Annotated in this window: 22 protein-coding genes; 16 read left to right on the forward strand and 6 right to left on the reverse strand. The window is 67.6% G+C overall.

What is annotated here, in order from left to right; genetic code table 11:
* Positions 1-14 precede the first annotated feature (14 nt).
* Complete coding sequence (locus NDI85_RS00360; RefSeq protein WP_310914613.1) at positions 15-1,355, forward strand: cytochrome P450; 1,341 nt, start codon at positions 15-17, stop codon at positions 1,353-1,355.
* Here NDI85_RS00360 and NDI85_RS00365 read toward each other — a convergent pair.
* On the reverse strand, positions 1,352-2,179 hold the full coding sequence (locus NDI85_RS00365; RefSeq protein WP_310914614.1) for a hypothetical protein: 828 nt from the start codon (positions 2,177-2,179) through the stop codon (positions 1,352-1,354). The genes NDI85_RS00360 and NDI85_RS00365 overlap by 4 nt on opposite strands.
* Positions 2,180-2,342: 163 nt before the next feature.
* Here NDI85_RS00365 and mvk point away from each other — a divergent pair, with 163 nt between their 5' ends.
* The 6 genes from mvk to NDI85_RS00395 all read left to right on the forward strand — a co-directional run bounded on the left by mvk (position 2,343) and on the right by NDI85_RS00395 (position 9,370).
* On the forward strand, positions 2,343-3,326 hold the full coding sequence (gene mvk, locus NDI85_RS00370) for a mevalonate kinase (RefSeq protein WP_310914615.1): 984 nt from the start codon (positions 2,343-2,345) through the stop codon (positions 3,324-3,326).
* Positions 3,323-4,063 carry an isopentenyl phosphate kinase gene (locus NDI85_RS00375; RefSeq protein WP_310914616.1) on the forward strand — a complete coding sequence of 247 codons (741 nt, stop codon included), beginning with the start codon at positions 3,323-3,325 and terminating at the stop codon, positions 4,061-4,063. The genes mvk and NDI85_RS00375 overlap by 4 nt, the downstream gene beginning before the upstream one ends.
* A 49-nt stretch (positions 4,064-4,112) precedes the next feature.
* Entirely contained in the window at positions 4,113-5,690 is a 1,578-nt protein-coding gene (locus NDI85_RS00380) for a hypothetical protein (protein ID WP_310914617.1), read from the forward strand.
* Positions 5,691-5,956: 266 nt separating this feature from the next.
* On the forward strand, positions 5,957-7,303 hold the full coding sequence (locus NDI85_RS00385) for a ribonuclease J (protein WP_188995537.1): 1,347 nt from the start codon (positions 5,957-5,959) through the stop codon (positions 7,301-7,303).
* A 4-nt stretch (positions 7,304-7,307) separates the two neighbouring features.
* Entirely contained in the window at positions 7,308-8,348 is a 1,041-nt protein-coding gene (gene idsA3 / locus NDI85_RS00390) for a geranylfarnesyl diphosphate synthase (RefSeq protein ID WP_310914618.1), read from the forward strand.
* 83 nt (positions 8,349-8,431) lie between these two features.
* Complete coding sequence (locus NDI85_RS00395) at positions 8,432-9,370, forward strand: ArsA family ATPase (protein WP_310914619.1); 939 nt, start codon at positions 8,432-8,434, stop codon at positions 9,368-9,370.
* A 6-nt stretch (positions 9,371-9,376) separates the two neighbouring features.
* Here NDI85_RS00395 and NDI85_RS00400 read toward each other — a convergent pair whose 3' ends face one another.
* Together NDI85_RS00400 and NDI85_RS00405 are read right to left on the reverse strand one after the other, a co-directional pair.
* Entirely contained in the window at positions 9,377-9,772 is a 396-nt protein-coding gene (locus tag NDI85_RS00400; RefSeq protein WP_310914620.1) for a hypothetical protein, read from the reverse strand.
* A 71-nt stretch (positions 9,773-9,843) separates the two neighbouring features.
* On the reverse strand, positions 9,844-10,629 hold the full coding sequence (locus NDI85_RS00405; RefSeq protein ID WP_188995529.1) for a winged helix-turn-helix domain-containing protein: 786 nt from the start codon (positions 10,627-10,629) through the stop codon (positions 9,844-9,846).
* A gap of 85 nt (positions 10,630-10,714) precedes the next feature.
* Here NDI85_RS00405 and NDI85_RS00410 point away from each other — a divergent pair, with 85 nt between their 5' ends.
* The 9 genes from NDI85_RS00410 (at position 10,715) to NDI85_RS00450 (ending at position 19,536) form a co-directional block, all read left to right on the forward strand.
* Positions 10,715-12,448, forward strand: a complete 1,734-nt coding sequence (locus NDI85_RS00410) for a glutamate--tRNA ligase (protein WP_310914621.1) — start codon at positions 10,715-10,717, stop codon at positions 12,446-12,448.
* 17 nt (positions 12,449-12,465) lie between these two features.
* Positions 12,466-12,660, forward strand: coding sequence for an Hsp20 family protein (locus tag NDI85_RS00415; protein ID WP_188995525.1), 195 nt, complete (start codon positions 12,466-12,468; stop codon positions 12,658-12,660).
* A 45-nt stretch (positions 12,661-12,705) separates the two neighbouring features.
* Positions 12,706-13,629: an alpha/beta hydrolase gene (locus NDI85_RS00420; RefSeq protein ID WP_310914622.1), complete on the forward strand. Its 924-nt coding sequence runs from the start codon at positions 12,706-12,708 to the stop codon at positions 13,627-13,629.
* Positions 13,630-13,679: 50 nt separating this feature from the next.
* The gene (locus tag NDI85_RS00425; RefSeq protein ID WP_166970807.1) at positions 13,680-14,009 is read left to right on the forward strand and encodes a ferredoxin family protein; all 330 of its coding nucleotides are present in this window, start codon (positions 13,680-13,682) and stop codon (positions 14,007-14,009) included.
* Positions 14,010-14,202: 193 nt separating this feature from the next.
* The gene (locus NDI85_RS00430) at positions 14,203-15,057 is read left to right on the forward strand and encodes an electron transfer flavoprotein subunit beta/FixA family protein (RefSeq protein ID WP_310914623.1); all 855 of its coding nucleotides are present in this window, start codon (positions 14,203-14,205) and stop codon (positions 15,055-15,057) included.
* A gap of 2 nt (positions 15,058-15,059) precedes the next feature.
* Positions 15,060-16,715, forward strand: a complete 1,656-nt coding sequence (locus tag NDI85_RS00435; protein WP_310914624.1) for an electron transfer flavoprotein subunit alpha/FixB family protein — start codon at positions 15,060-15,062, stop codon at positions 16,713-16,715.
* Positions 16,708-18,366 carry an FAD-dependent oxidoreductase gene (locus NDI85_RS00440; protein WP_310914625.1) on the forward strand — a complete coding sequence of 553 codons (1,659 nt, stop codon included), beginning with the start codon at positions 16,708-16,710 and terminating at the stop codon, positions 18,364-18,366. Before NDI85_RS00435 ends, NDI85_RS00440 begins: the two co-directional genes overlap by 8 nt.
* 1 nt (position 18,367) lies before the next feature.
* A complete protein-coding gene (locus tag NDI85_RS00445) occupies positions 18,368-18,727 on the forward strand; it encodes a hypothetical protein (RefSeq protein ID WP_188995515.1) in 360 nt (119 codons plus the stop codon).
* Positions 18,728-18,804: 77 nt separating this feature from the next.
* Positions 18,805-19,536, forward strand: a complete 732-nt coding sequence (locus NDI85_RS00450; RefSeq protein WP_310914626.1) for a GNAT family N-acetyltransferase — start codon at positions 18,805-18,807, stop codon at positions 19,534-19,536.
* Here NDI85_RS00450 and NDI85_RS00455 read toward each other — a convergent pair.
* The 3 genes from NDI85_RS00455 to tmcA are packed head-to-tail and all read right to left on the reverse strand — an operon-like array spanning position 19,533 to position 22,434.
* Positions 19,533-19,697, reverse strand: coding sequence for a hypothetical protein (locus NDI85_RS00455; protein WP_188995511.1), 165 nt, complete (start codon positions 19,695-19,697; stop codon positions 19,533-19,535). The two genes, NDI85_RS00450 and NDI85_RS00455, sit on opposite strands and share 4 nt — an antisense overlap.
* Positions 19,694-20,188, reverse strand: a complete 495-nt coding sequence (locus NDI85_RS00460; protein ID WP_188995509.1) for a DUF456 domain-containing protein — start codon at positions 20,186-20,188, stop codon at positions 19,694-19,696. The genes NDI85_RS00455 and NDI85_RS00460 overlap by 4 nt, the downstream gene beginning before the upstream one ends.
* A complete protein-coding gene (tmcA, locus tag NDI85_RS00465; protein WP_310914627.1) occupies positions 20,185-22,434 on the reverse strand; it encodes a tRNA(Met) cytidine acetyltransferase TmcA in 2,250 nt (749 codons plus the stop codon). The genes NDI85_RS00460 and tmcA overlap by 4 nt, the downstream gene beginning before the upstream one ends.
* Positions 22,435-22,486 lie beyond the last annotated feature (52 nt).

The raw sequence follows: 22,486 nt of genomic DNA on the forward strand, positions 1-22,486 counted from the left end.
CCTAACTTCGATCGATGGCAGAGACGCCGCCCGGACCGAAAGGCGAACCGCTGTTCGGCAGTAGCAGGACGTACGCCGACGACCCGTTCCGGTTCATCTCGACGCTGGAGAGCGCCTACGGTGACGTCGCTCGCTTCGACATGGGACCGATGGACACCGTCATGCTGTGTGACCCGGCGGCCATCGAACGAGTGCTGGTCTCGGAGAGCGACCGGTTCCGCAAGCCCGACTTTCAGGGGGACGCGCTCGGCGACTTGCTGGGCGAGGGCCTCCTGTTGAGCGAGGGCGAGACGTGGGAGCGACAGCGGCGACTGGCCAACCCCGCGTTCTCGATGGCACGGCTCTCGGGGATGGCCGACCGCATCACCGGTCACGCACAGGACCGCATCGCAGACTGGCAGGAGGGGGACGTCGTCGACGTCGAACAGGCGATGACGCGGACGACGCTCGACGTCATCCTCGATTTGATGATGGGGGTCGAACTGTCCGAACAGCGAGTGCAGACCATCGAGGAGCAACTGATACCGCTGGGACAGCGCTTCGAACCCGATCCGCTCCGCTTTGCCGCACCGGAGTGGCTGCCGATGCCGGACGACGCGGCGTTCGACAGCGCCGTCGAGACGCTCGATGCGGTGTTGGACGACATCATCGAGGTCCGCGGGGGTTCGGTGGGGACGGACGAGGACGGCCCGATGGACTTCCTGTCGGTCCTCCTCCGTGCCCGCGACGACGGCGAGCAGTCGCCCGAGCAGTTGCGCGACGAGATGATGACGATGCTGCTTGCGGGCCACGACACGACGGCGCTGACGCTCACCTACGTGTGGTTCCTGCTCTCGGAGAACCCCGAGGCCGAACGCAAAGTCCACGAGGAACTGGACGAGGTGGTCGGCGACGAGCGGCCCGGGATGGACCACGTCCGCGAACTCGACTATCTGGAGTGGGTCGTTCAGGAGGCGATGCGCCTGTACCCGCCGGTGTACACCATCTTCCGGGAACCGACCGAGGACGTCGAACTGTCGGCGTACCCCGTCGAGGCGGGAACGACGCTGATGCTCCCGCAGTGGGGTGTCCACCGCTCCGCCCGGTTCTACGACGACCCGGGGACGTTCGACCCGGAACGCTGGAAGCCCGAACGGGCGACCGAACGACCCCGGTTCGCGTACTTCCCGTTCGGCGGTGGTCCGCGCCACTGCATCGGCAAGCACCTCGCGATGCTGGAGGCCCAACTCATCGTCGCCACGACGGCCAAGCAGTACCGCCTCGACTTCACGGGCGAGACGCCGCTCGAACTCATGCCGTCGCTGACCGCCCACCCGCGTCAGGAGATGTCGATGCGAGTACAGACGCGAGATTAGGTCGGCGTCGAAGCGTCGCGAACCTGTACCTCGCGTTCGGCCGCGACGTGACCGGTGACCGACAGCGTGACCGGGCCGTCCTCCATGGCCGTGTAGGCCGTGTCGACGTCGAGGGTCGCCGACACCCGTTCGCCCGCGGCGACGGACCGGTCGACGACGTGGGACTCGTCGTCGTCGGCGATTCCCTTCGTGGGCCAGTACACCGCCGCGAGGAAGCGGCCGTCCGTCTCGGAGACGTTCGTCGCCGTCAGCGACACCGACAACTGCTCGCCCTGCGAGACGCTGTCTGGAACGGTCAGGCTGTCGAGTTCGAACTGCGGTGCCGGTGCCGCGAGCGTGTCGCGTGCGTCGGCCGGTACCGGCCACTCGGTCCCATCGGAGCGCCGAATACGGGGATTCGACGCAGACAGCGGTGACGGAACCGTGAACGCGACGTACGGGCGCTCGTGACCCGCGACGGCGTGGTTCCGCGCGCCCACGGTGTCGGGAAGGCCTTGGTCCCACGAGCCGTCGGCCGTCTCGAACGTGTACGCCAGGTCGTGGACGTTTTCGACCCCTCGAACCGAGCCAACGACGTACTGTCTATCCTCGCCGGTCAGTACGCCACCGGACCCCATCGACGAGTCGTAGGTGATGGCCTTCCGGACGACGACGTCCTCGACGGCGACCTTCGTGTGCGTCTGGGACGGCGTTCGCTGGTCGGTCCGTTCGTCGTCCGTGGGTGTCTCGGACGCCTCGTCTGGAGTCGACGGGGATTCAGAGAGACACCCGGCGACACCGGCGAGGCCAGTCCCGAGTGTGGCCAGTACGCGTCGACGTTTCATACACGCCCGTTCCATCGGCGCGTCAAAGGTCTTTCAGGTAGCTCAAAACCCGCTTGTATCGTTCCATCGGGACGTATCGCGGCCACGGCGAGCGACAGACGGCGGCCGGTAGCCCGAAACTGGCTCCGAAAACGCCTAACCCCCTCCGGTCACACGGGCGGGTATGGTCACGTCGAGCGCTCCCGGCAAGGTGTATCTGTTCGGGGAGCACGCGGTCGTCTACGGTGAGCCAGCGGTCCCGTGCGCCATCGAGCGCCGGGCCCGCGTGACGGCGAGAGAGATAGACGAAGGACTTCGTATTCACTCGGAAGACCTCAAACTCGACGGGTTCACCGTCGAGTACGACGGAGACGGAGCGGGTCGACCCGACGTCGACGCGTCGGAGCCCTTACTCGAAGCGGCGATGGGGTACGTAAACGAAGCGGTGGCACAGGTCCGGGACGCCGCCGACGTACCCGACGCCGGCTTCGAGATACGAATCGAGAGCGACATCCCGCTGGGGGCGGGACTCGGGTCGTCGGCGGCCGTCGTCGTCGCCGCCATCGACGCCGCGACTCGCGAACTGGGCGTCGAACTCTCGGCCGAGGCCATCGCGGAACGGGCCTATCAGGTGGAGGCGGCCGTACAGGACGGCGAGGCCTCGCGGGCCGATACGTTCTGTTCGGCGAAGGGCGGGGCCGTCCGCGTCGAGGGCGACGACTGCCGCACCGTCGACGGTGTCGACAACCTCCCGTTCGTCATCGGCTACGACGGCGGGGCCGGCGACACCGGCGCACTGGTCGCGGGCGTCAGGAGCCTCCGCGAGGAGTACGACTTCGCCGCGGACACCGTCCGCGCCATCGGCGACATCGTCCGCGAGGGCGAGTCCGTACTGGGCTCGGGCGACTACGAGACGCTGGGCGACCTGATGGACTTCAATCACGGCCTCCTGTCGGCGCTGGGCGTCTCCTCTCGGTCGCTGGACTCGATGGTCTGGGCCGCCCGCGATGCGGGGGCGATGGGTGCGAAACTAACCGGGGCTGGCGGCGGTGGCTGTATCGTCGCGCTTGACGACACCGACGACGCGCTCACCGCCCTGAAGTACACGCCCGGGTGTGAATCGGTCTTCCGGGCGGAACTGGACACCGACGGAGTCCGGCAGGAATGACCGTCGTCCTCAAACTCGGCGGGAGCGTCGTCACCGAGAAGGAGACGCCGGAGACTGTCGACGACGAGGCGCTGGCGGCCGCCGCAGACGCCGTCGCGGCCAGCGACCACGACGTCGTAGTCGTCCACGGCGGCGGGAGCTTCGGCCACCACCACGCCGCCGAGTACGGCGTGAGTACGACCGAGGGAACGCACGACGTGGCCGGCGTACAGGCCATCCACGGCGCGATGACGCGGCTGAACAGCAGGATCGTCACGGCGCTGACCGAGCGTGGGGTCCCCGCCGTCCCGGTCCACCCGCTCTCGGCGGCGGACCGGGACGCAGACGGCACGCTCACGCTCCCGACCGGGCAGGTCCGAACGCTCCTCTCCGAGGGGTTCGTCCCGGTGTTGCACGGCGACCTCGTCGCCCACGCGGGCGAAGGAGCGACAGTCCTCAGTGGCGACGAACTGGTCGTCGAACTCGCGCCAGCCGTCGACGCCGACCGGGTCGGCGTCTGCTCGACGGTGCCCGGTGTGCTGGACGAAGACGGTGCCGTAATCGACCGAATCGAGGCCTTCGAGGACGCCGCGGCGGCGCTCGGCGGCAGCGACGCCACGGACGTCTCCGGCGGGATGGCCGCGAAGGTTCGTGCGCTCCTCGAACTCGAGAGCCCGGCCTCGGTGTTCGGCCCCGATGCGCTGTCGGCCTTCCTCGACGGCGACGCGCCGGGGACGACGATCGAGGCGGACCGGTGAACGTACGACCGTCGTAACCTATTTCACCGCCGTTGCTAATTGTAAATTCATGTCTGCTGTTAGCTTACCCGACGTCTACCGCTACGGCGCTCGGTACGTCGGTTACGTCCTCGTGGTCGCCATCGTTGGCGGTCTGTTCGTTGGCATCGGCGTGGTCCTCGGTGCGTCACCTAGCGCGTCGCCCTCCGTTACGACGAACCGAGCACTGCTCGGCGTCGCCGTCGCTGCTATCGGGGTCTTGCTTACGCTTTCTGGCGTGTTCGGACTCCTGCACAAACTCGTCGCCGACGCGACGATGGTCGGTGCTGCCGCGGCCGTCGCGAAAGCGGACGACGCGGCGGCACCGACCGACGCAGCGGCGCCCGACACCGAGAGCCGCGAGGTGAGCGGCGAACAGGAGGCCACTGGGGCAGCAACCGCCGGAGCAGCTACCGGTTCGACGGGCGAGTCCCGCGACGAGACCCAGACGGAGACGGCCGATTCGGAGCCGAGCGAGACGACGGACGACGACCCGCTCGAATCGACCGCGGCCGAGGCCACCGACGGCGAGACGGCCGAGGCCGGCCCAGCCGAGACGGACGCACCGTCCGAAGCGGTGTCGACGACGGCAGCGACACCCGAAGAAGAGCCCCCGGAAGCGGACGAACCGGCTTCCTCACAGCCCGAGCCGGCGGCCGAAGCCGACGCGGTGCAAGACGACTCCGAACTGATCGCCGAGAGCGACCAGTCGGCGCGCGAGAACGCCGCGGACGGACAGGACTCCCAGCCCGCGGCCGCTGCCGAACCGGCACGAGAGACGGACAGCGGTTCGGAGCCCGATGCAGATATCTTCGGTGGTCCCGCCGAGGAGGCGGCCGACCAGACGACGACTGCGGACGACGACGATTCGTCAGCACCGGCCGAGGATCAGGGGCCTGTGGCGGCCGATGCCGCCGCTTCGGACGAGAACGACATCTTCGGTGGTCCCGCTGACGAACAGGCCGACCAGCCGACGACTGCGGACGACGATTCGCCAGCACCGGCCGAGGATCAGGGGCCTGTGACGGCCGACGCCGCCGCTTCGGACGAGAACGACATCTTCGGTGGTCCCGCTGACGAACAGGCCGACGACGTCGGTCGCACGGACCCCGCCGCGGCCGAACCGCCGGCCGAAGACGACACGCCGGCCGAACCGCCGGCCGAAGACGACGCGCCGGCCGAACCACAGGAGTGGTCGCCGCCGGACCCGTCGGAGTTCCAGGGCCGACAGCCCGCCGCGTCGGACGACGACCAGTCGAGTCCGGACGAGTCGGTGCCGGTGGACGACCAGTCCACGACCGAGGAGCAGACCGTCTGGGATGTGGAGTCGGGGACCGGACCGGCCGAGCGCGACGACCAGACACAGTCGGCGGGACCACGGACCGCCGACGACCTGTTCGGCGAGTCGGCGTCCGAAGAGAGCGACGAGGACCTGCTCGGGAGTATCGAGTCCAGAGAGACGCGCATCGTCGACGACGTCGCCGAGGAGAGCGACGAGTCGTCCGACGACGACGTCGAGGACGACGCGACGCTCTCAGACGAAGGCGTCACCGGGTTCGACGTCGATTCGGACAGCGATCCGCTGTCGGACGCCCTGGACGACGAATAGCCGCCCGGAACCCACACCGTTTTAAGAAGCGACGTTGTACGTCCGCGTAACCGAGCGCACGGCCGCCCGCAGACCGCGGTTTGGCGGCCGGCAGACGACGGGGAAAGTCGTCGGGACGTCAGTCCCTTCCACTTCGGGAATCGAGGCTACGGGGTGTACCCGGCCGGCCTCGACGCCCACAGGAACCGAGACGCCGTTTCAGCAGTTACCGTCGTCGCCAGCACCAACCGCGGGCCCGCGGACGGCTTCCACTCGGACCTACAACCATGGAAGTCGAAATCGCAACAATCGGCGGATACGAGGCAGTTGGCCGTCAGATGACGGCCGTCCGTGCAGGTGACGACGTCGTCATCTTCGACATGGGCCTGAACCTCTCGAAGGTACTGATTCACGACAACGTCGAGACCGAGCGGATGCACTCACTCGATCTCATCGACATGGGCGCTATCCCGGACGACCGGGTCATGTCCGACCTCGAAGGTGACGTGAAGGCCATCGTGCCGACACACGGCCACCTCGACCACATCGGCGCCATCTCGAAACTCGCCCATCGCTACGACGCGCCTATCGTCGCCACGCCCTTCACCATCGAACTGGTCAAACAGCAGATAAAGGGCGAGGAGAAGTTCGGGGTCCAGAACGACCTCGTCAAGATGAGCGCGGGCGAGACGATGCAGATCGGCGAGCGAAACGAACTCGAGTTCGTCAACGTCACCCACTCCATCATCGACGCCATCAACCCGGTCCTCCACACGCCGGAAGGGTCCGTCGTCTACGGCCTCGACAAGCGGATGGACCACACGCCGGTCATCGGCGACCCCATCGACATGAAGCGGTTCCGAGAGATCGGTCGCGAGGGCGAGGGCGTCCTCTGTTACATCGAGGACTGTACGAACGCCGGCCGGAAGGGCCGTACGGCCTCCGAGGCGGTCGCTCGTCGCCACCTCAAGGACGTCATGACCAGCATCGAGGACTACGACGGCGGCATCGTCGCCACGACGTTCTCCTCGCACATCGCTCGTGTGAAGAGCCTCGTCGAGTTCGCCGACGACATCGGCCGTCAGCCGGTCTTGCTCGGTCGCTCGATGGAGAAGTACTCCGGCACCGCAGAGCGACTGGACTTCGTGGACTTCCCGGAGGACCTCGGGATGTACGGCCACCGCAAGTCCGTCGACCGCACGTTCAAGCGGATCATGAACGAGGGCAAGGAGAACTTCCTGCCCATCGTCACGGGCCATCAGGGCGAACCGCGCGCGATGCTCACCCGCATGGGCCGCGGCGAGACGCCCTACGAGCTAGACGACGGCGACAAGGTGCTGTTCTCCGCCCGGGTCATCCCGGAACCGACCAACGAGGGCCAGCGCTACCAGTCCGAGAAACTGCTGGGCATGCAGGGCGCCCGCATCTACGACGACATCCACGTCTCGGGCCACCTCCGTCAGGAGGGCCACTACGAGATGCTCGACGCGCTCCAGCCCCAGCACGTCATCCCGGCCCACCAGAGTCTCGAAGGGTTCGCGCCGTACGTGGACCTCGCCGAGAATCAGGGCTACAAGGTCGGCCGCGACCTGCACATCACGCGTAACGGCAACATGATTCAGCTCACGGAATAACCACATGTCCGAAGGTTATCAGCAGGTCGAAAAAGCCATCCTCGCCCGCCGGGAGCGGGTCAACGAGGCCCTCCCCGAGGAGCTTCCAGTGACGCGGCCCGAGCACCTCTACGAGGCGACCCGCTACCTGCTGGACGCCGGCGGCAAGCGACTCCGTCCGACGGTGTTGCTGCTGGTCGCGGAGTCGCTACTGGACGTCGAGCCACTGTCGGTCGACTACCGTGACTTCCCGACGCTCACCGGCGGGCAGGCCGACGTGCTGTCGGCGGCGCTGGCCATCGAGGTCATCCAGACGTTCACGCTCATCCACGACGACATCATGGACGACGACGACCTCCGCCGCGGGGTCCCGGCCGTCCACAAGGAGTACGACCTCTCGACGGCGATTCTGGCCGGCGACACGTTGTACTCGAAGGCCTTCGAGTTCCTGCTCGAAACCGGCGCGGCCGACGACCGGAGCGTCGCCGCGAACAAGCGCCTCGCGAAGACCTGCACCCGCATCTGCGAGGGGCAGTCGCTGGACATCGAGTTCGAACAGCGCGATGCGGTCACGCCCGATGAGTATCTGGAGATGGTCGAACTCAAGACGGCCGTCCTCTACGGCGCCGCAGCGTCCATCCCGGCGACGCTGCTGGGTGCCGACGAGGAGACCGTCGAGGCCCTGTACAACCACGGACTGGACGTGGGCCGGGCCTTCCAGATTCAGGACGACCTGCTCGATCTGACCACGCCCTCGGAGAAACTGGGCAAGCAGCGCGGGTCGGACCTCGTCGAGAACAAGCAGACGCTCGTGACGTTGCACGCCCGTCAGCAGGGCGTCGCCGTCGAGAACCTCGTCGACACCGACTCCGTCGACGAGGTGTCCGAAGCCGAGATAGACGAGGCCGTCGCCACGCTCCGCGAAGCGGGGTCCATCGAGTACGCCCGGAACCGGGCGCAGGAACTCGTCACGAGCGGCAAGGAGAACCTCGAAGTCCTCCCGGACAACGAGGCACGCGACCTGCTGGACGGCATCGCGAACTACCTCGTCGAGCGCGAGTACTGACGCCGCGCGGTCGTTTGTACGCCCATCGCCCACGGCGGTAGCGCCGGGTCGGAATTAAGGCGAACCGACACGAACGAGCGTCCGTGACCGAGTTCCTCCTCTACGGCGGGAAAGGCGGAGTGGGAAAGACGACCATCGCGACGGCGACGGGGGTCTCGCTGGCCGAGCGAGGCTACGAGACGCTCGTCGTGTCGACGGACCCGGCCCACTCGTTGGGTGACGCCGTCGAGCGACCGGTCGGAGCCGACCCCGTGGAGATACACAACGGCTTCTGGGGCGTCGAAGTCGACCCACAGACAGGTATCGACCGCTACCGGACGCTGTTCGAGGCGCTGGCCGCGGAGTTCGCCAGCGCAGGCATCGACCTCGACGAAGACGAGATTACCGACCTGTTCACCGCGGGTGTGATGCCCGGGAGCGACGAACTGGCCGCAGTAGAGGGACTTGCGACCTACGCCGACAGCGACCGGTGGGACCGGGTGGTGTTCGACACCGCACCGACGGGCCACACGCTCAGACTGCTGGACCTGCCGTCGGTGCTTGACCGCGGGATGGCGACGGCGCTGGACCTGCGCGATCAGGTTCGCCGGAAGGTGAACACGACGCGAACGATGCTGTTTGGTCCGATGGCGAATCGACGGCGCGCCGACGGCCCGGACGACTTCACCGAGATGCGCGACCGGATGGAACGGGTCGGGACCGTCCTCCGGGACCCCGACCGGACGGCGTTCCGTGCGGTCACCATCCCGGAGACGATGGCCGTCCGCGAGACCGAACGGCTGGTCGAGCAGTTGCGTTCCTTCGAGGTCCCGGTGACGACGCTCGTCGTCAACAAGGTCGTCGAGGACCCCGGCGATTGCGAGCGCTGTCGTGGGAAGCAGACCGTCCAGGAGGAGGCGATCGCGACGCTACGCGAATCGCTACCGGACCTGGATGTCTGGACGATCCCGGACGAATCGGGCGAGGTTACGGGTCTGGACGCACTCGAACGCGTTTCTACACACCTGGGAACCGATCTGTAGCGCCGGTCAGTCGCGGTGGCGACCGACCACTCGCCGGACCGTCGCCCCGAACCAGACCAGGACGACGCTACAGAGGTAGTAGGTCACGACTAACCCCACGTAGTAGAGCCCGGAGTTCGACACGCCCAGGAATCCCTCGACAGCGTAGACGACGTTCTCCAGCCCCCAGGGGCTGTCGTAGACGAGGATCGACAGCAGGTACGCGGGGACGTACAGGAGTATCGCGACCGGGGAGACGTACGGCTCGGCAGACGGGGCCACCTGCCCGATAGCAGCCGCAAGCACCGGCAGGTAGGTCGCCGCGACCAGGTAGGCGAACAGTGCGAGCGTGGTCGGCCGACGGAACACGCTCCGAACCTCGGCACCTGTGGAGGGTCGAAGGGCGCCAGTCAGGGAGTGCATGCACGTCGTCGTAGGGGCTCGGGGTAGTTTACGTCAATCGCCGACACCTGTGTCACCCCCTGTCGGTCGTATCAGGACGAGATGGCATCGAGCCCCGAAACGTGTTCACTCCGGTCGCGATGGCGCTCGAAGCACGTACTCGCCCACTCGTAGAACGCGGGGTCGCTCCCGTCGGCCAGCGCGTGGAGTTGGCCCTGGTCGTCGTAGGCCAGGAGGAACACGCGGTCGTCGGTCAGCGTCAGCCCGAACGAGAGCGGGTCGGGGTGGCGGTACAGCGAGAAGCCCGGGACGCCGACGACGGTGGCGAACTCGGCCGGGTTCTGCTCGCGGGCACGCTGGACCGTCGGGCCGTCGAGGACGAGTTCGTGTGTGACGCCGTCGAGGACCTGTCCGGCGTGGGCGTCGTGGAACAGGCGACTCAGGACCGGCGAGAGCATCCTGATCGAGTCGGTCGACGCGGACGCGATGGACTCGACGTAGTGGCTCACAGGGGCCTGCGGCTGGTCGGGTTCGCTCCCGACCAGCGTCGCATCGGCGAGGTGCTCCGGGCGTGGGGCCTGGTCGGCCGGGAGGTGGGCGAACAGTGGTTCCCACGATTCGATGGCCGCCAGCGCGTCGAGATACGAGCGGTGCCGCCGTGTGATCAGCCTGCCGGCAGTCGTGAGGTCGTACGCACCGTCGTGTTTCCGCGCCCAGCCACGCTCGGCGAACGCCGCGAGGTTCCGCTGGACGCTGCGGCGTGACTGTCCGAGGTCGTCGTCGAGATCACTCGGCGTCCCCGGTTCGTCGGCGAGCCGTTCGAGGAGTGCGAGGCGGTCCGGAGAGTCCGCGAGGAAGCGGGCAGCGTCGGCGGCCATGTCTCGTCTACCGACCGCCCGGAGGATAACGGTGGCGCCGTGCCAACCCGACGCCGTTTTGACTGGGGCGGTGCCAGAGTCGTGCATGGACGAGGAGCTTCGTGCCCGCATCGAGGAGGCCGCCGAGACGAACGCCCTCCTCAACGCGGTCAAACACGACAGCGAGGCACAGGTCGGGGCCATCATGGGGCCGCTCATGGGTGAGAACCCCGAGTTCAGAGAGCACGGCGACGAGATTCCGGGGATCATTGCGCCCATCGTCGACCGGGTCAACGGGATGGACGCCGAGAAACGCCGTGAGCGCCTGCAGGAACTCGCCCCCGAGAAACTCGAAGAACTCGAAGCCGAGGACGAGGGCGAGGACCACCCCCTGCCCGACCTGCCCAACGTCGAGGAGTACGACACCGTGCGGATGCGCGTCGCGCCGAACCCCAACGGCCCGTGGCACATCGGCCACGCCCGGATGGCCGCCGTCATCGGGACGTACAAGGAGCGCTACGACGGCGAGTTCGTCTGCCGGTTCGACGACACCGACCCAGAGACGAAGCGGCCGGACCTCGACGCCTACGACCAGATTCTGGACGCTATCGACTATCTCGGCTTCGAACCCGACGACGTATTCACGGCGAGCGACCGGGTGGAGACCTACTACGACTACGCCCGGCAACTCATCGACGCCGAGGGTGCCTACACCTGCTCGTGCCCGCAGGGCGAGTTCTCCGACATGAAGAACAGCGGCGAGGCCTGTCCCCACCGCGAGAAAGACGTCGCCACCGTCCACGAGGAGTTCGACGCGATGGTCGACGGCGAGTACGACAGCGGCGAGATGGTCCTCCGGGTCCGGACCGACATCACCCACAAGAATCCGGCCCTGCGTGACTTCGTCGCCTTCCGGATGATAGACACGCCACACCCGCGCGAGGCGGCCGCCGACTATCGCTGCTGGCCGATGCTGGACTTCCAGAGCGGCGTCGACGACCACCTGCTGGGCATCACGCACATCATCCGCGGCATCGACCTGCAGGACTCCGCGAAGCGCCAGCAGTTCGTCTACGACTACTTCGACTGGGAGTACCCGGAGGTCGTTCACTGGGGGCACGTACAGGTGGACGCCTACGACGTGAAGATGTCCACCTCGACCATCTCGGAACTCATCGCCGAGGGCGAACTCGACGGCTGGGACGACCCGCGTGCGCCGACGGTGGCGAGTCTCCGCCGGCGGGGCATCCGTGGCGAGGCGCTCGTCGACGCGATGGTCGAACTCGGCACCTCCACGTCCAACGTCGACCTCGCCATGTCGTCGGTGTACGCGAACAACCGCGAGATGATAGACGACGACACCGACCGGGCGTTCTTCGTCCGTGACAGCGACGACCACGGCGGACTGGTCGAGCGACAGGTCGTGGGCGGCCCCGACGCGGGCGAACCGCCGTACCACCCGGACCACGAGGACCGGGGCCGACGCGAGATTCCGGTCGCGGGCGGCGTCGCCGTCGAGGGCGACGACCTGCCGGGCCACGGCGAGCGAGTCTGGCTGAAGGGGTACGGCTGTGTTCGCCACACCCGCGACGCCTTCGAGTACGTCGGCGACGACATCGCGGCGGTGCGCGAGGAGGGCGTCGACGTCGTCCACTGGGCGCCGGCAGACGGCCCCGAACTCCGACTGCGGACGATGGACGGCGACGTGACCGGCGTCGCCGAACCGGGCGTCCTCGACTACGACGCCGACGACATGCTCCAGTTCGAGCGCGTCGGCTTCGCCCGCGTGGACGACGTGGACCCGGACGGCGAGTCGGTCGCGTACTTCGCGCATCCCTAGGGCGTGTAGACGACTGCATGGTGAACGTCGCCGCCGAACACGAGGACGACCAGCGGAACCAGCGACGGACCTACCACCGTCGGTTCTGGTTCCCGAAGCGGGTCGACGACGGGAGCATCGCCGCGAACCACACCAACGGCATCCTCGAAGTCCGCCTGCCCGTCTCCGAGGGCGCCGTCACTCGCGGCAAGCGCATCGAAATCGAAGGCTAACCCGTCCCCGACGCGTTTTTATTCCGTCCAACCGCAGTAGGGGACGTGACAGAGCGCGCTCCGACGACGGTCACCGTCGACCGAGACATCCCCTTCCACGAGGCGGCCGGCGAGACGCTCCTGTTGGACGTCTACGACTCGACGGCCAGTAGCGGGCCGAAACCGGTCGCCGTCCTCGTCCGCGGGGGCGGGTTCACGGTCGGTGACAAGGGCGAGTTCGCCCGCCACGCCATCGACCTCGCCGAGGACGGCTACCTCGTCGTCGAACCGCAGTACCGACTGGCACCCGACCACACCTTCCCGGCCGCACTCGTCGACGTGAAGGCCGCTATCGAGTGGTGCCGGGCGGAGGCGGACGCCTACGGCGCGGACCCACGACGCGTCGTGGCCGTCGGTCACTCCGCTGGCGCGAATCTCGTGACGCTCGCCGCGGCGACGGCCGACGACCCGGCGTTCGAACCGGACCTGTATCCCGGTGCGTCCTCCGAACTGTCGGCCGTCGTCGGCTACTCGGGTGTCTACGACTTCCGGGCGATGGCGGAGACCGACGACGCGGGCGATGCGGACATATACAGGCAGTATCTCGGCGGCGGGCCCGAGGAGGTTCCGGAGGCGTACGAACTCGCCTCGCCGGTGGCACAGGCCACCGTCTCCACGCCGCCGGCGCTGTTGCTCCACGCCGAGGACGACGAGGTGTTTTCGCCGGCCCAGTCGGAACTGCTCGCTCGGACGCTCGATCCCCTGACGACGGTGGCATACGAACCCGTTCCGGGTGGTCACGGCTTTCCCTTCGCGGGAGCGTTCTACGACGACGTCTACGACCGCACCGCTGCGTTCCTCCAGCGTCACGTCGGTGTCACCGACGACCCGATGGGCGTCCACGACGGTCCGCCACTCGACGAGGGACGTGGTCCCGGCAAACCGCCCGGCCGTGGACCGACCAGTGGGCCCGACGACCCTCGTTTCTGAGGCTGACTGTCGAAAGTTTAAGTATCGTCGCCGAGTGTTGTTAGATACCAATGGCCATAGACCCCGAATTCGAGGACAATCGTGACGTGGTCGAACAACACGACGGCCACAACGTCTGGGGGCCGGTCGAGGAACCCGACACGCTGGGTATCCACGGCACCCACGTCGCCGTCGACTTCGACATCTGTCTCGCCGACGGCGCCTGTCTGGAGGACTGCCCGGTCGACGTGTTCGAGTGGGTAGACACGCCCGACCACCCCGAGAGCGAAATCAAGGCCGACCCGGCCCACGAGGACCAGTGTATCGACTGCATGCTGTGTGTCGACGTCTGTCCGGTCGACGCCATCGACGTCGACCCCGGCCGCGCCGGCCGTATCTGAGTCCAGAACGCCCGTTTTCCGTATCGAGTTCGGCGTAGTGGCGGTATCGTCCGTGTCCTCCAGTAGTCGGTCCGGCGGGGTGCTGTGTCCGCCGCATCACCGACGGACGCCCCACGAAACTGTCACCCGTTATTGTGAACATACATTTATGTTCCGCCCGAGATGAGGTACGTTGACGAGAGTCGTGACAACTATGCACACAGTAGTTCTGACAAAGGGGGTCCCCGACTTCCGAGAGGGACAGGTATCCTTCGACGAGGACGGGCACCTCGAACGCGGGAAGACCCCGACGGTGATGAACCCGAACGACAAACACGCGCTCCGGGCGGCGTTCCAGACTCGCGTACGAAACGGCGGTCACGTCTCGCTCATGAGCATGGGGCCGCCGGGGTATCAGGAGGTGTTACAGGAAGGGATGCGCGACGTCTACGCCGACGACCTGTATCTCCTCTCGGACCGGGAGATGGGTGCGGCCGACACGTGGGCGACGGCGATGACTGTCGCCACAGGCATCCAGAACCTCGACACGCAACCAGACCTCGTGTTCGCGGGGTTCAAGACCGCAGACGGAGAGACGGGCCACACCGGCCCACAGACGGCCTACTGTCTGGACTGGCCGCTGGTCACCCACGTCGTCTCGCTCGACATCGACGAGGAGGCGGGCCTGTTGCGAGCGAAGCGACTGGTCGACGGCGACGTCTCCGAGATAGAGACGGTCGAGGCGCCGATGCCCTGTTTCGTCGTCGCCGACCCCGAGTTCGAACCGACCTACCGGAAGGCCAGCCACCGCCTCGAACACAAACAGTTGCGCGAGGAGACCCAAGAACGCGCCGAGAACTACGAAGACCTGGTGACGGTCTGGGACCACGAAGACCTCAATCTGGACCCGGACTACATCGGCCTCGACGGGTCGCCGACCATCGTCGCCGGCGTCGACCCCATCCCGAAGGCCCCCTCCGAACGCGAGGCGACTGTCGTCGACGGCGACGATTCGGCGGCGATGGAACCGATACTGGACGAACTGACGCCCTACGCAGCAGGTGACTGATCATGCCAGCAATAGACCCCACTGAGTACGAGATCGCCGAACTCGGGCCGAAGATAACAGACGTCGACGACGCCGACGAGTTGCACGAGATGCTGGAACTGGAGGAAGCGGGCGAGGACCGCGCTCCGGTGAAGACGCTCATCGAGGACCGCATCGAGAAGGTCGAAGCCGAGGACGACGGCGAACTCGACCCCGAGACGGTCGACCTGACGGAGATGACCGTCGCGGACATCGCGAACATGGTTCGCGGCGTCGACGACGCCGACGTCCTGCGGGACGTCCTCGAACGCGAACGCGAGGGGAAAGAACGCAAGAGCGCCATCGCCCAGATAGAGAACCGCATCGACTCCGTCGAAGGCAGCGAAGAGCAAGCGGGCGAGGACGTCGAGTACGTCCCGCCAGAGGAGAAGTACCCCGAACTCGACCACCCGACCAACGACAAGCGGTGGGTCGAGGGCACCGTCGGCGCGGAGTACCGCGACATGTGGGTGTACTGCGAGACGCAGGCGGGCGAACTGGTCGACGTCTCGAAGGAGATGCTGGGGAAGGCCCGCGACCTGATGGATCAGTACAACGCGGACTACGACGCCGAGGAACGCGTCGTCGCCGTCCTCGTCGGTGCCGACGCCAGCGACCACGTCGAGGACGTCACCGCCTACGGCGCCGACCTCGTGGTCTACATGGAGGACGACCGCCTCGAACGGTTCCGGCACACGCCTTACACCGAGATAGTCACCGATATGTCTCGGGCGGGGGGCGAACTCGCCAGCGAGGGTCACGCGGACGTCGACTGGAAGGACTACCACGAACCGCGCTATACGATATTCCCCGCGACGAACAACGGCCGGGACCTCTCGGCGCTCGTCCAGGGGGCGCTGGACTCGGGGCTGGCGTCGGACTGTTCGGGGCTGTACATCGAGGAGGCGATGATCTCCAACCCCGCGAAGGTCGGCAACGCGGGCGACAACAAGGAGTTCGAGCGCGTACTTCACATGAAACGGCCGGACTTCTCCGGGTTCGAGTACTCGACCATCCTCTGTATCGACAAGCCCAACCGGGACTTTCACCCGCAGGGGGCGTCCGTGATTCCGGGCAGTTTCGAGATTCCGGACCCGGACTACGACCGCGAGGCGGCGGTGGTCGAGTACGAAATGGACCTCGAAGAGGAGTGGTTCGAGGTGGAGGTCACGGAGTTCGACCGCCTCTCGGGCGGCGTCGACCTGACCGGCAACGACGTGGTGGTCGCCGTCGGCCGGGGCATCGGCGACGACCCGACGACGGGCATCGAACTCGCACTCGACCTCGTGGACGCCTTCGAGGACGCCGACCTCGGCCTCTCGCGGGGCGTCATCACGTCCTCGTACGCGTTCGACAGCCACGTCGAGCAGTACGTCACGGAAGCGCGCCAGATAGGCGAGTCCGGGCAGGTCGTCGAACCAGATATCTACATCGCGGCGGGCATCTCCGGGGCCATCCAGCACAAGGTCGGCTGTGACGAGGCAGACACCATCATCGCCGTCAACACCGACCCGGAGGCCGACATCCGGGACTTCTCTGACTACGTCATCGAGGGCGACCTCTTCGAGGTGCTCCCGCGGCTGACCGAGGCCGTCGAGAAGGGAGAACTGGCCGCGGCCGTGGAGGCGAGCGATGACTGACCACGAACACTACGAGGCCGTCGTCGTCGGATGTGGCCCGGGCGGGGCCGCCGCGGCGGCGAACCTCGCGCGCAACGGCGTCGAGACGCTGGTTCTGGAACGCGGCGTCGACGCCGGGTCGAAGAACGTCTCCGGCGGCCTCATCTACGCCGAGGAGTCCGCACCGTACACCATCGACGGCCTGTTCCCGGAGTTCCGCGAGGAAGCGACCGAGCGCCCGGTCACCGAGAACTACATCCACAACGTGGCCGGCGACACGGTGAAGACGTTCGACATCGGCGACCTGCACCACCACGACACGGCGTGGGCCGACTCGGTTCTCCGCCGCCGGATGGACTCGTGGCTCGCCGACCGCGTCCACGAACTCACCCACGAGACGGGCGGCGGCCTGCTGACCGAAGTCCACGTCACCGGCCTCCTCCGTGAGAAGGGGGAAATCGTCGGCGTCACCTGTGAGGAACTGGACCCGATAGCGGCCGACATCGTCGTCGCGGCCGACGGCGTCAACTCCGAACTCGCCCGCGACGCCGGCCTGATGGACTGGGAGGACCCCGACGAGTGGTTCCAGGGGGTCAAGGCCGTCGCCGAGATGGACCCCGACACGATAGACGAGCGGTTCGACATCGACGCGGACGAGGGCGAGGCCCACCTGTTCTCGGGCGACCTCTTCGATGGGGTGCGTGGCGGCGGGTTCCTCTACACCAACGAGGCGTCGCTGTCCATCGGGACGGTGTTTCACCTCGATTCCATCGCCGAGGAACGGGCCGAACCGCAGGAACTGCTCGACGGCCTGCTGACTCACCCGCTCATGGCCCAGTGGCTGGGCGAGGACTACCACGAACTGGAGTACAGCGCGAAACTCGTCCCGGACTCGAAGAAGGCGGCGCTCACCGCCCCGCACGAGGACCGCCTCGTCGTCGTCGGCGACGCCGCCGGCCAGATGCAGGCTCAAGGCCCCATCATCAAGGGGATGAACCACGCCGTCACGGCCGGGGCGCTGGCCGCCGAAGCCTTCGCCGACGCCCGCTCCCGGGGCGACCCGCACCGCGCCGGCGAGTTCTACGAGCAGAAACTCCACGACGAAGGAGTCATGGACAAACTGCGACCGACCAGCTACAGCGTGGTGGGGAAACTGGGGGAAATCGGGCCGATAGACGGCGTCGCGAACGCCGTCGCGGAGTCGGCTGTCGGTCGCTTCGGCGTCCGAGCGGCGGAGGGCCTGGTCGAGCGGGCATACAACTCCCCGATGCTCGTCTCGATGATTCCCGACACGAAACTGCCCTACGTCACGCTCCCGACGGTCATCGGCGAGGAACTGGGCGAGGTCGTGACCGACGAGAACCACGTCCAACCGCCCGAACTCGACGACCGCATCGGCGACCTGACCTACGACGTGGGCGATCCGCACATCGAACTCGTCGACAACTCCTTCGAGGCGTCCGGCACCGCCGTGACCGCCTGCCCGGTCAGCGCGACGGACTTCGGCGGCGGGTGTTACCGCGACGAGATGGTCCAGACGAACGGCCACGAGGAACACCTCGTCAGTCTGGACACCCAGCCTTGCGTCGAGTGTGGTACCTGCGCCGTCGTCGCCGACACCGAGTGGGAACACCCCGCCGGGGGCAAGGGCGTCGAGTTCGAACAGGGCTGAGATGAGCCACCAGTACCGCGACCGGATTCGGACGCTCGAACGCCGGGCCGACGAGATCGCCGCGGACTTCGACCCGGACCCGCCCGAGGAGGAGCGGGCGATGAACATACTCAGGCGGGGTGTCGGCCCAACGGTGTCGCTGTACTGCGAGGCCCGGACCGGCGGGCAGTGGGTCCGCTTCGACGAGGCGACCTTCGACCGTCTCGAAGCGACGCTGAACCAGTGGCTGGGGCTGTACGCCGCCTGCTACGGGGTCGAACTGGACGGGACGTATTCCGTCCGCACGGCCGCCGAACTGCTCGTGGACACACACGACGTTCGGGACGTCGCGACGGTGCTGACCGGCGTCCCCGAGCGGTAGGCCTCGACGTATTCGAAAGTGTGTTATCAGTCCTCACGTGACAAACAATTAAATACTGGTGTGTGGTAACAGAACCCATGGAGCTCACAGCGCCACTGCAGTTCGACCACGTAGACCGACAGGACATCTACGAGTACGTCGAGTCTCACGGCCGCGTCGACGCCGAGAAGGTTCGCAAGGCCCTGCAGATGGAGCCACGGCCGTTCGGCCACCACGTCGCCATCCTCCAGCGCTCCGGCATGCTAGAGCGCGACGGGAACGAACTCCGCATCGCCTACGAGGACTCGGACACGCAGGAGTTCGAGACCGAGGAGGTGGAGTACACCATCCGGCAGGCCCGGCAGGAGGACCTGAAGGGTCTCGTCGGGGCCATCCGCGCGGCCATCGGGAGCGGGGCCTACGTCGACGCCGAGACGCTCGCCGACATCATCGACAGCGAGGGCGTCCTCCTCCGACACAACGAACTGGAGTCACGCATCTTCTTCGTGGCCTGCGTCGACGACGACGTGGTCGGCTGGGTCCACGTCAAACACCCCGAAATCGAGAAGCTCAGCCACACCGCCGAACTCACGCTGGGCGTCCTCGTCCAGTACCGCGGGCAGGGCATCGGGTCGCACCTCCTCGAACGCGGCACCGAGTGGGCCAGCGACCACGGCTACGAGAAACTGTACAACTCTGTCCCCTCGATGAATCAAGACGCAATCGACTTCCTCGAAGCCCACGGCTGGGCGACGGAAGCCGTCCGCGAGGACCACTACAAGTTCGGCGACGACTATGCGGACGAGGTGATGCTGGCGAAGGAACTCTAGGACCAGTCGTCTACAGCGTCATCGAGCGGTTCGGCGACGACGCCGTCTTTCTGTGCCAGCACGCGGGCGTGGGCGGTACAGACGAGCACGTTGTCGGCCCACGGGACGTGTAGCTCCACTGCGGCCTCGTTCTCGCAGTCCGTCTCCTCGCAGGAGGTCATACGAGCGCGACCACCAGCATCGTCACCAGAATCGACCCGGTGAGCAGCGCCTGTACGACGCCGGAGGCGAGCATCCCGGCCGTCGTCACGAGCGCGGCTTTCAGCCCCTTCCGTGCGTCCTCCTGTCGGTAGAACTCGACGGCGAACACCGTCGCGGCGACGCCGAGGATGATACCCAGCGGTCCCGTCAGGAAGAAGAGGACGAGGCCGACGAGTCCGGCGAGGACGGCCGTGACGTTCGACGCGCCGCCGACGCGGGCCGCGACGGCCCCGCCGACGAAGTCGACGACCCACGTCAGCACGCCGACGAGGGTCAGCACCGCCAGTAACAGCGTCCCGGGTTCGGTCATGCCGGTGGCGACCCAGTAGAGGTAGACCCCCGCGAGCGACACCGGTGCCCCCGGCATCTGCGGAATCAGACTGCCGACGACGCCGGCGACCAGCAGTGCGAAGGCGAGACCGACGAGCAGCAGTTCCATCCCCGGTGTCATGTGTGGCGGTCGAGTTCCTCCTGTACCCACTCCTCGCCGTAGAGCCGTGTCAATCTTTCGACGGCTCCGCCGAGCGCCCGCATACACTGCCGACGGGAGACGAACTCCAGTTCCGCGGTCACCTCGTCCCACGGCCGTGCCTGCAGCACTTTCCGGACGAGCAGTCGCTCCTCGCGGTCGCTGAGGGCGTCCTCGTCGGCGGGCGCGACGAGATGGCACACCGTCAGGGAACGGAACGGCGCGGGGTTCGTGTCGAGGATGGCGGCGCCGCCCGGGACGCCGGCGACGAGTCGCCACTCCCACTCGGAGAGGTCCGGGTCCGGCGTGGCGTCGACGGCCCGGAGCGTCTCTCTGACCACGTCCGGGTCGCAGTCGTCCAGCGTGTCCGACAGCACCGCGGCGACGCGGTCACAGAACCACCCGGCGTGGCGGGCCGCCAGTTCCGCCCCGGCCTCGGAACAGGGGTCGACCATCACGGCCGAGTACTCACCGCTCGTATCGTTGCGCGAGGTAGAGAGGTGGACGGTGCCGTAGCCGTTCGCCCGCCAGAACTGCACGAGTTCCGGCGTCGCGCCGTAGCCGACGCCGACCCAGTCCACCTCGTCGGCGAACTCTGCCCGGACCCCACCGAGGAGACGCGACCCGAGTCCCCGTGACCTGACGGCGGCGTGCGTGGCGATGCGGAGGACGCGTTGTCCGACCGGCACCCCCGCGCCCTCGTCGCGCAACTGCGTCGTCAACACGTCAGGTACCATGTTGCCGCGGATGCGCCCGCCCCCGTACATCGTCGCCCGCGTCTCGGCCGAGAGGCCCCCTTCCCGTGCCAGCAGTGCGACGGCAGCGACGTGCCCGTGGTGTGTCAACGCCCGCACCGAGAGGTTCGGCGCGTCGAGCAGACGAGCGAGGTCGGCCGGTTCGGTGCGGTAGTGGGCCAGCACGAGCAACCCGAACACCTCACGTAAGAGGTGCTCGTCGGCGAGCAAGTCCGCCGTCGAGAGGCGGCGGTACGCGACCGTCTCCGGCGTGGCGTCGGCGACCAACTGCTCGGCGGGCGGGCGGGCGTCGAGCAACAGCGCCCGGAACGCCCACACTTCGACGGGGTCGGCCTCGGCGTAGCGAATCGGCGTCGTCATCGTCACGTCCGTCACCGCGTGGTCGCTCTCGGCCAGACGGTCGCGAAACCGGACCGAGAACCCGCGACCGGCGCCCTCGTAGCCGTGGACCGTCGTCGTGAACGCGACGGCCGGCGCGTCGAGCAGTGCTTCGAGGCGGCGGACGGGGAGCGCGGCGGCCTCGTCGACGACGACCACGTCCGGGTCGTCGGGGAGTTCGACGGCGCTGGCGGGGGACGCGAACCGTATCCGACCGCCGGCATCGCCCCCCACGGCGAGTTCGTGGGGTGTGTCGGACCTGTCTCGTTCGACGTCGACGCCGAGCGTCTCGAACAGCGCCCCCGCCCGGACGAACACCTCGGCGGCGCTCCGGTACTGCGGCGCGGTCACGAGGACGTCCGTCCCGTCCAGCGCGAGGTTCGCCGCGGCGAGGCCGGCGGCGCTGGACTTCCCGCGTCCCCGGTCGGCCTCCACGACGACGGCGTGGCCGGGGTCACAGAGCACCTCGAACGCGTAAACGGCGTCCACTTGATCGTCGGTGAGGCAGGCCTCGTAGGTCTCCGGCCGGAAGACCGCGTCTTTGGGTAGTGCAGGCGGTTCGGGCGGGCGTCGTGGCGGCGGGTCGGTCAGGCCGTCGCTCTCGACGGTGTCACCGTCCGCCTCGACGTGGACGATGGCGACGCCCCGGTGTGCCCGGAGCGTCTCGACCAGTCGGCGTCGGAAGCGGCCGCTCACGTCGTCAACGTCGAACGGCGGCACCGCAAGCGTCTCGTCGAAAGCGTCACGCAAGTCCGGCCATTCGGAGAGCGGCGGCGCAAGCAAGAGCAGCAGGCCGCCGCCGTCGACCGCACCGACGGCGGTTCCGAGCGCGTTCGGTCGGAGTTCGTCGTGGGCGTCGAGGACGACGGCGGTTCGGGTCCGACCGAGCAGTTCCCCGGCGCGGGCCTGCTCGTGGCGTTCGCAGTCCAGAAACGGGTCGGGTCCGAGCAGCGTCGTGTCCGGCCGGGGAACGTCGGCGGCGTCGAGGGCGTCTGTGGCACGGTCGCGCGTCCGTTCGGGGTCGCCAGCCAGCACGAGCAGTCGGCGCTCGTTCGACCGGCGCGCTTCCGCTCGGAGCGACCGTGCGAGGTCCATATCCGGTGTCCGCGACGGGACGGTATGGAACTGACGGATGTCACCGCTTTTG

This window comes from Haloarcula sp. S1AR25-4 (assembly GCF_031624555.1).
GTDB classification, from domain to species: Archaea; Halobacteriota; Halobacteria; order Halobacteriales; family Haloarculaceae; genus Haloarcula; species Haloarcula pellucida.

Bases quoted from the DNA above. Each gene is read 5' to 3' on its own strand.
- NDI85_RS00360 (WP_310914613.1), top strand. From the start codon at position 15: ATGGCAGAGACGCCGCCCGGACCGAAAGGCGAACCGCTGTTCGGCAGT.
- NDI85_RS00365 (WP_310914614.1), bottom strand. From the start codon at position 2,179: ATGAAACGTCGACGCGTACTGGCCACACTCGGGACTGGCCTCGCCGGT.
- mvk (WP_310914615.1), top strand. From the start codon at position 2,343: ATGGTCACGTCGAGCGCTCCCGGCAAGGTGTATCTGTTCGGGGAGCAC.
- NDI85_RS00375 (WP_310914616.1), top strand. From the start codon at position 3,323: ATGACCGTCGTCCTCAAACTCGGCGGGAGCGTCGTCACCGAGAAGGAG.
- NDI85_RS00380 (WP_310914617.1), top strand. From the start codon at position 4,113: ATGTCTGCTGTTAGCTTACCCGACGTCTACCGCTACGGCGCTCGGTAC.
- NDI85_RS00385 (WP_188995537.1), top strand. From the start codon at position 5,957: ATGGAAGTCGAAATCGCAACAATCGGCGGATACGAGGCAGTTGGCCGT.
- idsA3 (WP_310914618.1), top strand. From the start codon at position 7,308: ATGTCCGAAGGTTATCAGCAGGTCGAAAAAGCCATCCTCGCCCGCCGG.
- NDI85_RS00400 (WP_310914620.1), bottom strand. From the start codon at position 9,772: ATGCACTCCCTGACTGGCGCCCTTCGACCCTCCACAGGTGCCGAGGTT.
- NDI85_RS00405 (WP_188995529.1), bottom strand. From the start codon at position 10,629: ATGGCCGCCGACGCTGCCCGCTTCCTCGCGGACTCTCCGGACCGCCTC.
- NDI85_RS00410 (WP_310914621.1), top strand. From the start codon at position 10,715: ATGGACGAGGAGCTTCGTGCCCGCATCGAGGAGGCCGCCGAGACGAAC.
- NDI85_RS00415 (WP_188995525.1), top strand. From the start codon at position 12,466: ATGGTGAACGTCGCCGCCGAACACGAGGACGACCAGCGGAACCAGCGA.
- NDI85_RS00425 (WP_166970807.1), top strand. From the start codon at position 13,680: ATGGCCATAGACCCCGAATTCGAGGACAATCGTGACGTGGTCGAACAA.
- NDI85_RS00430 (WP_310914623.1), top strand. From the start codon at position 14,203: ATGCACACAGTAGTTCTGACAAAGGGGGTCCCCGACTTCCGAGAGGGA.
- NDI85_RS00435 (WP_310914624.1), top strand. From the start codon at position 15,060: ATGCCAGCAATAGACCCCACTGAGTACGAGATCGCCGAACTCGGGCCG.
- NDI85_RS00440 (WP_310914625.1), top strand. From the start codon at position 16,708: ATGACTGACCACGAACACTACGAGGCCGTCGTCGTCGGATGTGGCCCG.
- NDI85_RS00445 (WP_188995515.1), top strand. From the start codon at position 18,368: ATGAGCCACCAGTACCGCGACCGGATTCGGACGCTCGAACGCCGGGCC.
- NDI85_RS00450 (WP_310914626.1), top strand. From the start codon at position 18,805: ATGGAGCTCACAGCGCCACTGCAGTTCGACCACGTAGACCGACAGGAC.
- NDI85_RS00455 (WP_188995511.1), bottom strand. From the start codon at position 19,697: ATGACCTCCTGCGAGGAGACGGACTGCGAGAACGAGGCCGCAGTGGAG.
- NDI85_RS00460 (WP_188995509.1), bottom strand. From the start codon at position 20,188: ATGACACCGGGGATGGAACTGCTGCTCGTCGGTCTCGCCTTCGCACTG.
- tmcA (WP_310914627.1), bottom strand. From the start codon at position 22,434: ATGGACCTCGCACGGTCGCTCCGAGCGGAAGCGCGCCGGTCGAACGAG.